General features: G+C 44.4%; 1 protein-coding gene. It reads left to right on the top strand.

Annotated elements, in window-relative coordinates; all coding sequences use genetic code 11:
• On the top strand, positions 1–1,242 hold a 1,242-nt coding region (locus IQR33_RS28390; RefSeq protein WP_322631811.1), incomplete at both ends, for a secretin N-terminal domain-containing protein.

The following is a 1,242-nucleotide window of genomic DNA, read 5'->3' as shown; positions in this document are numbered from 1 at the left end:
CTACTAGCAGGAAGTTTACTCTGCGTACCAGGTGCAATGGCAAACGAATTTAGTGCGAGCTTTAAAGGCACTGATATTCAAGAATTCATCAACATAGTTGGTCGTAACCTCGAAAAGACCATCATTGTTGATCCTTCAGTACGCGGTAAAATCGATGTCCGCAGCTATGACGTTCTTAACGAAGAGCAATACTACAGCTTTTTCCTTAATGTCCTTGAAGTATACGGTTACGCAGTCGTAGAGATGGACAATGGGGTACTTAAGGTTATCAAAGCAAAAGACTCAAAAACCTCAGCAATCCCTGTGTTAGGTGATGGCAGCGCGCAAGGCGATAGTGTTATCACTCGAGTTGTCGCGGTGCGTAATGTGTCGGTTCGAGAGTTGTCTCCTCTACTTCGTCAGCTGATTGATAACGCCGGTGCCGGTAACGTGGTTCATTATGATCCAGCGAATATTATCTTGATCACAGGTCGTGCGGCAGTAGTGAATCGCTTAGCAGAGATCATCAAGCGAGTTGACCAAGCCGGTGATAAAGAAATTGAATTGGTAGAGCTGCGTAATGCATCTGCTGCTGAAATGGTACGCATTGTTGAAGCACTGAATAAAAGTGCGAATCAGAAAAGCACGCCAGAGTTCCTTGAACCTAAAATTGTGGCCGATGAACGTACTAACGCGATTTTAATTTCTGGTGATCCAAAAGTAAGAGCCCGCTTGAAACGTTTGATTCGTCAACTTGATGTTGAAATGGCGACAAAAGGTAACAACCGAGTTGTGTACCTGAAAAATGCGAAAGCTGAAGATTTGGTGGATGTATTGAAAGGTGTTTCCGATAACCTGCAAGCTGAAAAACAAGCCGGTCAGAAAACATCAGGTGCATCGCGTGGTGAGGTCGTCATTGCTGCTCACGCTGCAACTAACTCGTTAGTTTTAACAGCGCCACCAGATATTATGATGGCATTACAAGACGTCATTTCTCAACTCGATATTCGTCGTGCTCAGGTTCTTATTGAAGCGTTAATTGTCGAAATGTCTGAAGGTGATGGTATTAACCTAGGTGTTCAGTGGGGTTCATTAGAAACGGGTGCTGTAATTCAGTACGGTAACTCAGGAGCCCCGATTGGTCAGGTAATGGTTGGTCTAGAAGAAGCAAAAGATCAAACCCGAACTGAATACTATACCAACTCTAATGGCGAACGAACGCCATATGATGTTACTGAATCAGGTGACTACTCTACGCTAGCG

It is taken from the genome of Vibrio sp. OPT46, from assembly GCF_015163535.1.
Classification (GTDB): Bacteria; Pseudomonadota; Gammaproteobacteria; order Enterobacterales; family Vibrionaceae; genus Vibrio; species Vibrio alginolyticus.
This window is presented reverse-complemented; position numbering and strand designations above follow the sequence as displayed.